This window comes from Nocardia sp. NPDC055053 (genome assembly GCF_053608285.1).
In genome coordinates, this window is the sequence record NZ_JBSGVD010000076.1 from 1 (window position 1) to 8,112 (window position 8,112).

The 8,112-nt window shown below is 67.9% G+C and carries 6 protein-coding genes; 4 read left to right on the forward strand and 2 right to left on the reverse strand.

Features of this window, described 5'->3' with window-relative positions; genetic code table 11:
* The first annotated feature begins 73 nt into the window (after positions 1 to 73).
* Together ACWF82_RS34100 and ileS are read left to right on the forward strand one after the other, a co-directional pair.
* A complete protein-coding gene (locus ACWF82_RS34100) occupies positions 74 to 286 on the forward strand; it encodes a hypothetical protein (protein WP_452507691.1) in 213 nt (70 codons plus the stop codon).
* 277 nt (positions 287 to 563) lie between these two features.
* Positions 564 to 3,695: an isoleucine--tRNA ligase gene (gene ileS, locus ACWF82_RS34105; RefSeq protein WP_452507687.1), complete on the forward strand. Its 3,132-nt coding sequence runs from the start codon at positions 564 to 566 to the stop codon at positions 3,693 to 3,695.
* A 366-nt stretch (positions 3,696 to 4,061) separates the two neighbouring features.
* On the opposite strand, the gene ACWF82_RS34110 is transcribed toward ileS, so the two are convergent.
* On the reverse strand, positions 4,062 to 4,937 hold the full coding sequence (locus ACWF82_RS34110) for a UTP--glucose-1-phosphate uridylyltransferase (RefSeq protein ID WP_452507688.1): 876 nt from the start codon (positions 4,935 to 4,937) through the stop codon (positions 4,062 to 4,064).
* 177 nt (positions 4,938 to 5,114) lie between these two features.
* Between ACWF82_RS34110 and ACWF82_RS34115 the strand changes: the two genes are divergently transcribed.
* Complete coding sequence (locus ACWF82_RS34115; protein ID WP_452507692.1) at positions 5,115 to 6,416, forward strand: DNA polymerase IV; 1,302 nt, start codon at positions 5,115 to 5,117, stop codon at positions 6,414 to 6,416.
* A gap of 174 nt (positions 6,417 to 6,590) precedes the next feature.
* Here ACWF82_RS34115 and ACWF82_RS34120 read toward each other — a convergent pair whose 3' ends face one another.
* Positions 6,591 to 7,532, reverse strand: coding sequence for an RNA-guided endonuclease InsQ/TnpB family protein (locus ACWF82_RS34120; RefSeq protein WP_452507689.1), 942 nt, complete (start codon positions 7,530 to 7,532; stop codon positions 6,591 to 6,593).
* A gap of 86 nt (positions 7,533 to 7,618) precedes the next feature.
* On the opposite strand from ACWF82_RS34120, the gene ACWF82_RS34125 reads away from it, so the two are divergent.
* Positions 7,619 to 8,112, forward strand: a 494-nt coding sequence (locus ACWF82_RS34125; protein WP_452507690.1) for a hypothetical protein, incomplete at its 3' end; no start/stop codon positions are given.

Sequence of the window (8,112 nt, forward strand, 5' to 3'; positions counted from 1 at the left end):
GATCGCGCGGCATGCCGCGCGATCCGGGAACGCCCAGCTTTCATCGGGCTGCTCGGGTTTCTTGGGAGTCAGCATGCTCGTCTTGACGCTCGTCCTCGCGGCAATCGGTTTCGGTCTGCTCGTCGCGGCGCTCGCCACCGGTTCGGTGCTGTGGGCCTGGGGGTGCATTCTGATCTGCATGATCGGTGCCGCCACACTGCTGGTGAGTGCGCTGGCCGCGCGGAAACCCGAGAACGACCCGGTCCGGCCCGGACGGCACCACGCGCAGCGCAGCCGGAGGGACTGACCGCGGAATAACCGCTGGACGGTCCCCGCTAGAATCGAAGAACACACGGCACTGATCCGGCCATCACCGGGGAGCCTTCGGAAGAACGGCGTACGCGCTCAGTAGAACCGAACGGGTGAGCCCGTCACAGCTCACACAACGAGAGGCCCGCACCGCTTCCCAGCAGGGACGGATCGGGCAAACGGGGTGGTACCGCGGTACGGCGCACCGGCGCCGGCATCGTCCCCGTGCCCAGGATTCGCGCCGACGGCGCGGCGGCACGAGGAGCAGATCCGCGATGGCGGACGAGACAACCACCGGTGCATACCCCCGGGTCGACTTCGGCGCCGGTTCCGGCGCGTCGTTCCCGGAACTCGAACAGCAGGTGCTCGACTACTGGGCCCGCGACGACACCTTCCGCGCCAGCCTGCGCAACCGGGACGGCAACGACGAGTTCGTCTTCTACGACGGCCCGCCCTTCGCCAACGGTCTGCCGCACTACGGTCACCTGCTCACCGGCTACGTCAAGGACCTGATCCCGCGCTTCCAGACCATGCGCGGCAAGCTGGTCGACCGCCGCTTCGGCTGGGACACCCACGGCCTGCCCGCCGAGATCGAGGCCGAGAAGCAGCTCGGCATCACCGACAAGGCGCAGATCGACGAGATGGGGCTGGCCGAGTTCAACGCCGCCTGTAAGTCCTCGGTACTGCGCTACACCGGCGAGTGGCGTGACTACGTCACCCGCCAGGCGCGCTGGGTCGACTTCGACAACGACTACAAGACCCTCGATCTCGACTTCATGGAGTCGGTGATGTGGGCGTTCAAGTCGCTCTACGACAAGGGCCTGATCTACCAGGGCTTCCGGGTGCTGCCCTACAGCTGGTACGAGCAGACGCCGCTGTCGAACCAGGAGACCCGCCTCGACGACGCCTACAAGATGCGGCAGGACCCGGCGGTCACCGTCGACATGCAGCTGGTCGTCCCGGCCGAGCATCCCCTGGCCGCGCTCGACGGCGCGAACGCGCTGATCTGGACCACCACGCCGTGGACCCTGCCGTCCAACCTGGCGATCGCGGTGCACCCCGACGTGCGCTACGTGCACGTGCGCGGCGCCGACGACAAGCGCTATCTGCTTGCCGCCGAACGTGTCTCGCACTACTCCCGTGAGTTCGGCGACGAGCCGGAGGTGCTCGGCGAGTACGACGGCGCGGCCCTGGCCGACCTGTCCTACCGCCCGCCGTTCGACTTCTTCGTCGGCCACCCGCACGCGCACCGCGTGCTCACCGCCGACTACGTCACCACCGATTCCGGCACCGGAATCGTCCACCTCGCACCGGCTTTCGGTGAGGAGGATATGGACGTGGCCGCGGCCAACGGCATCGAGATCGTGCAGCCGCTCGACCCGGCGGGCAAGTTCACCTCGATGGTGCCGCCGTACGAGGGCCTGATGGTCTTCGACGCCAACCCGGTGATCATCAAGGACCTCAAGGCCGCGGGAAAGCTGTTGCGGCACGAGACGATCGAGCACTCCTACCCGCACAGCTGGCGTTCCGGCCAGCCGCTGATCTACATGGCCGTGCCGTCCTGGTTCGTCGCGGTCACCCAGTTCCGCGACCGGATGGTCGAGCTGAACAAGCAGATCAGCTGGGTGCCCGAGCACATCCGCGACGGCCAGTTCGGCAAGTGGCTCGAAGGCGCGCGCGACTGGAACATCAGCCGTAACCGCTACTGGGGCAGCCCGATCCCGGTGTGGGTCTCCGACGACCCGGCCTACCCGCGCGTCGACGTCTACGGGTCGCTCGACGAGCTGGAAGCCGACTTCGGCGTGCGCCCGCAGGATCTGCACCGCCCCTACATCGACGACCTGACCCGGCCCAATCCCGACGACCCCACCGGGAACTCGACCATGCGCCGGGTGCCCGAGGTGCTCGACTGCTGGTTCGAGTCGGGCTCGATGCCCTTCGCCCAGGTGCACTACCCGTTCGAGAACAAGGAGTGGTTCGACGGCCACTTCCCCGGCGATTTCATCGTCGAGTACAACGGGCAGACCCGCGGCTGGTTCTACACGCTGCATGTCCTCTCGACCGCGCTGTTCGACTCACCGTCGTTCAAAACCGTTGCCGCGCACGGCATCGTGCTCGGTGACGACGGCCTGAAGATGTCGAAGTCGAAGGGTAACTACCCCAACGTCAACGAGGTCTTCGACCGCGACGGCTCCGACGCGATGCGCTGGTTCCTGATGAGTTCGCCGATCCTGCGCGGCGGCAATCTCATCGTCACCGAGCGCGGCATCCGCGAAGGCGTCAGCCACGCCCTGCGCCCGCTGTGGAACGCGTGGACCTTCCTGCAGCTCTACGCCTCCAAGCCCGGACAGTGGCGCACGGATTCGCCGAATGTGCTCGACCGGTACATCCTGGCCAAGCTGGCGGTCACCCGGGACGTGCTCACCGAGGCGCTCGAGACCTACGACATCGCCGGCGCCGCCGACGAGCTGCGCTCCTTCGCCGACGCGCTCACCAACTGGTATGTGCGCCGGTCGCGTTCGCGGTTCTGGTCCGAGGACCGCGACGCGGTGGACACGCTGCACACGGTGCTCGAGGTGGTCACCCGCCTCGCCGCGCCGCTGCTGCCGCTGATCAGCGAGGTCATCTGGCGTGGGCTCACCGGCGAGCGCTCGGTGCACCTGACCGACTGGCCGACCGAGACCGAGCTGCCGCACGATCCCGAACTCGTCGCCGCCATGGACGAGGTGCGCGTGGTCTGCTCCACCGTGCTGAGCCTGCGCAAGGCGCAGAACCTGCGGGTGCGGCTGCCGCTGGCCGAGGTCACCATCGCCGCGGCCGACGCCGAGCGGCTCGCGCCGTTCACCGCGCTCATCGCCGACGAGGTCAACGTCAAGAAGGTCGACCTGACCACCGACGTCGCCGTGCACGGCCGGTTCGAGCTGGCCGTCAACGCGCGTGCCGCCGGTCCGCGCCTCGGCAAGCAGGTGCAGACGGTGATCAAGGCCGTCAAGGCGGGGGAGTGGACGGAGTCGGCCGATGGTGTCGTCACCGCCGCCGGGATCACCCTGCTGCCCGAGGAGTACACCCAGCGCCTGGTGGCCGCCGAACCCGAGTCCACCGCAGCCCTGCCCGGCAATGCCGGTCTGGTGGTGCTGAACTCGGTGGTCACCGAGGAGCTGGAGGCCGAGGGCTGGGCCCGCGACCTCATCCGCGACCTGCAGGAGACCCGCAAGTCACAGGGTCTCGACGTGTCGGACCGGATCAGCGTGGTCCTGGATGTGCCCGCCGAACGGGCCGGGTGGGCCCAGACCCACCGCGACCTGATCGCCGGGGAGATCCTGGCCACCACGCTGACTTTCGGTGCGGTGGGCCCGGATGCCGCTGAGCTCACCGGCGGGGTGCGGGCTTCGGTCAGCAAGGCCTAGATCGCCGGAGAGAGGGGCGGGGCCGGAGACGGCCCCGCCCCTTTCCTGCGGCAAGGGTGTCGGCCAACAGCCGGGTGGAATCGATTGCGGCGCACTCGGATTCGCCTGCTGACCGACTCGGCGACACGCTCGATGCTGAGTATTTGCTGAAATACGGGACATTCGCCGGACCGTCGGGCACAATCTGACGCGTTGCTGCTGATGCGCATGGAACACGCTCAGGTGACAGTGACTGCTCGTGACGATCGTCCTGTGGAAACGGTGTCGCGCCGGGAACGAGTCAGCCCCGGCGCGCCACCGGATCAGCGGATCGCTCAGGCGATGCCGCCCGATTGCCGACCAGCTGTCCTGGCCGAGCGCGGACGCCTAGTCGACCAGCTGGCGCAGCAGCGGCCCGTACTCGGGATGAGCCAGCGCCGAGGCGAACTGCGCGACCAGGTAGTCGGCCGGATTGCCGGTGTCGTACCAGCGGCCCTGGATGACCTGCCCGTACACCGCGTGGTTGGCGGCGTAGTTGTTGATCGCGTCGGTCAGATACACCTCGCCGGTCTGGTGGGTGTACCAGTTGTCGGTCTGCACCTGCAGCTCGTCGATGATGCCCGGCGTCACCACATACCCGCCGATGGCCGCGTAGGCCGACGGCGCGTCTTCGGGCTTGGGCTTCTCCATCAGGCCGGAGATGCGCAGCAGACCGTCGTCGAGGTCCTCGCGCACCACGGGCACGCCGTAGCGCTGCGACTCGCCCGGCGCCATCGGCATCAGCGCGAGCACCGGGCAGCCGGTGGACTCGTAGGCGGTGATGAGCTGCTGGGCGCGCGGCACCGTGGCGACGAACACGTCGTCGGGCCACAGCACCAGCATCGGCTCGTCGCCCAGGTTCCTGGCGGCGTTGAGCACGGGCGTGCCGTTGCCGTACGGACCGTGCTGGTCGAGATAGGTGATGTGACCGGCGCGCGAAAGCTCACCGACCTCTTCCACCGCGTCGGCGTAGGCGGACTTGCCGTCGGCGCGCAGCTGCGCGACCAGTGCCGGGTTCGGGCGGAAGTGATCCTGGATCAGCGACTTGCCGCTGCTCACGACGATGGTGATGTCGGTGATCCCGGAGGAGACCAGCTCGCGCACGGTGTGCTCGATGACCGGTTTGTCGCCGACCGGCAGCATCTCCTTCGGCGTCGCCTTGGTCAGCGGAAGCAGCCGGGAGCCGATTCCCGCAGCCGGAATGACAGCCTTGCGGATCTTCATCCACCGATCATCACATATCGGCCCGGGTGGCCGCTGTGTCACGGCTGTCAACTGGCTGCCGAATCTGTCGGCGGTCCCGCGTAGATTGCGGGCGTGAGGACCGACGCCACCACCGCCGGCGTCCCGGCCAGGGCCGATGCGGCGGTCACCGCCCGCCGCTGGGTGCTGCATATCGATATGGACGCGTTCTTCGCCTCGGCCGAGCAGTTGACCAGGCCGACGCTGCGTGGCAGGCCTGTTCTTGTCGGCGGCGCGGGGCAGCGCGGTGTCGTCGCCGGCGCCAGCTACGAGGCCAGGGTCTACGGCGCGCGCTCGGCCATGCCGATGCATCAGGCCCGGCGCTTGATCGGCGTGTCGGCGGTGGTGGTGCCGCCGCGTGGCGCGGTGTATTCGGTGCTCAGCGCCCAGGTGTTCGACACGCTCCGCGGTCGCATTCCGGTGCTGGAGACCCTGTCGTTCGACGAGGCGTTCGCCGAACCCGCCGAGCTGGCCGGTGCGAGCGTGGCGCAGGTCGAGGACTACTGCGCGATGCTGCGCGAACTGGTCAACGCGCGTACCGGACTCACCGCCTCGATCGGCGCGGGCACCGGCAAGCAGCTCGCCAAGATCGGCTCCGGCCTGGCCAAACCCGACGGCATGCGGGTGATCTCCCCCGCCGAACAGGGCGGCCTGCTGGCCGGGCTGCCGGTCCGCAAACTGTGGGGGATCGGCCCGGTCGCCGAGAGCAGGCTGCGCGGCCTCGGCATCGAGACCGTCGGCGCGTTCGCGGCGCTGCCGGAATCCGAGGCCGCCTCGATCCTGGGCGGCAGCATGGGCGCCGCGCTGCACCGGCTCGCCCGCGGCATCGACGACCGCCCGGTCACCGAGCGCGCCGAGGCCAAGCAGATCAGCGCCGAGAACACCTACGAGCGCGACATCGTCACCCTGCCCGACCTGCGCACCGCCATCACCGCCATGGCGGCATCAGCGCACCGCAGGCTCGAACACGACGGCCGCGCGGCCCGCACGGTGGTGCTCAAACTCAAGAAGTCCGATATGAGCATCGTGACCAGGTCGTTCACCCTGCCCTACGCCACCGCCGACCTCGCCACCCTGGCCGCGGCCGCGCAACGATCCGCCATCGACCCGACCGAACTCGGCCCGATCCGGCTGGTCGGTGTCGGCTACGGCGGGCTCTCGCTCGTACGCCAGGAATCGCTGTTCCCCGAACTCGACCAGGCGGTGCCGGAGGATCTGGCGGCGGAGGCGGTCGAAGACACCACGCCACCCCCCGAAGAACACCATCTTCCTGCCGGACAATGGTTTCCGGGCATGGACGTCAGCCACCCCGAATTCGGGCACGGCTGGGTCCAGGGCGCGGGCTACGGCGTGGTGACCGTCCGCTTCGAGACGAGCTCGACAGGCCCGGGCCCGGCGCGTACTTTTCCAGCCGACGACGAGCGCCTGACACGGGCCGACCCGCTCGCCAGCCTCTCCTGAGTATTGACGTCCTTCCGCCCCGAAGGGCGGGCATTCCGGTCTGCACGGGTTAGGCCGTGCTTCCGGTGGGTTCCTGCTTCACGGCCGGTCGCGCACCCGAAGGCACGTCTGACACCAGCTCCACAAGCGTTGGGCTGTCCGCGCGTCCCGCGGCCAGAATGTTGTTCGCGGCGTTCAGATCCCCCATCCGGCATCGTGCACCGACTTCGCCAATCGGGTTCGCGCCAAGCCTTTGACGCACAAGTCCTCGATGTACACCGCTTGGTTGTCGCGGATAATCGTCGTGGACTGTTTGTGCGCCCAATCCCTGCGCGTGTCGGCCACCTTGGCGTGCGCCCTCGCGACCTTGATTCGTGCTCTGGCCCGGTTCGCTGAGCCCTTCTGCTTGCGCGACAGCGATTGCTGTGCGGCGCGCAGCTTGCGTTCGGCGCGGCGCAAGAACCGAGGATTGTCGATCGTTTTTCCGTTCGACAACGTCGCGAACGCGGTCAAACCCAGGTCGATACCCACGTCGGAATCCGAGGGTGGCAGTGGCACTGACTCGACCTCGACCACGAAGGAAGCGAAGTATCTGTCCGCCGCGTCCTTGATCACTGTCACACTCGACGGACCCGTAGGCAGCGCCCGTGACCAGCGCACCGCAACATCGCCGATCTTCGGCAGCCTCAGCTTCCGGCATGAGGTCACCGTGAACCTGGCATTACGCGTGAACCGGATCGATTGCCGATTGTCCTTGCGGGACCGGTACTTCGGGGGCGCGACCCGCGCACCCTTACGCCTGCCGGTCGACGAGGCGAAGAAGTTGCGGTACGCGGTGTTCAACTCGGCGAGTGCCTGCTGAAGAACCACCGACGACACTTCCCCGAGCCATTTCCGTTCCGAGGTCGCCTTCGACGCAGTCAGCCGTTTGGACAACTCCGCATCGCTGACCCACTGTCCGGTTTCGAACGCTTCGCGGCGAGTTCGCAAGGCATCGTTGTAGACCACACGGGCGCACCCGAATGCCTTCGCCAACGACCGCTGTTGGCCCACGGTGGGGTACAGGCGGAAGTTGTATCGCAGCTGCACACGCCGACAATACCTTTGGGCTATGACAGAAGATGGCGATGGCCACACCGGCCTGTAGGGCGGCCCTTCGGCGAGTCTCCGGTAGCCTCGGCTACCGCGATGGAACTCCCACCTCGAACGTAAAGGACGAGCAGTTGAAGCTTCGTACGACCGGACGTGTCGCGATCGCCGGACTGGCCGTGGTCGCCGCCCTCGGGCTGAGCGCGTGCAGCGACGACAAGGGTGACAAGCCCGCCGCCAAGACCACCACCAGCGCCAAGGCCACGGCTACAGCCGCCGCGGAACTGCCCCCGGTGCCGACTGTCGATGAGCTCAACGCGCAACTGAACACCGCGCTGGATCCCTCGATCCCGAACGAGGAGAAGACGGACTTCGTGCAGGGTGGTTCGGCCGACCCCGAGCTGCCGAACCGCTTGGCGCAGGCAGCCAAGGACGCCAACGTCCAGGTGCAGGTCACCGAGGTGACCTCCTTCGGTGAGAGCGTCAACGCGAAGGCCAACTTCACCGTCAACGGCCAGACCAATGTCGTTGACGTGCCGTTCGTGGCCGAGGACGGCAAGTGGAAGGTCCAGAAGTCGTGGGCCTGCGGCATGCTGACCAACCTGGGTCAGCAGTCGGTCGCCTGCGC

Bases quoted from the DNA above. Each gene is read 5' to 3' on its own strand.
- ACWF82_RS34115 (WP_452507692.1), top strand. From the start codon at position 5,115: ATGGACGCGTTCTTCGCCTCGGCCGAGCAGTTGACCAGGCCGACGCTG.
- ACWF82_RS34100 (WP_452507691.1), top strand. From the start codon at position 74: ATGCTCGTCTTGACGCTCGTCCTCGCGGCAATCGGTTTCGGTCTGCTC.
- ACWF82_RS34110 (WP_452507688.1), bottom strand. From the start codon at position 4,937: ATGAAGATCCGCAAGGCTGTCATTCCGGCTGCGGGAATCGGCTCCCGG.
- ileS (WP_452507687.1), top strand. From the start codon at position 564: ATGGCGGACGAGACAACCACCGGTGCATACCCCCGGGTCGACTTCGGC.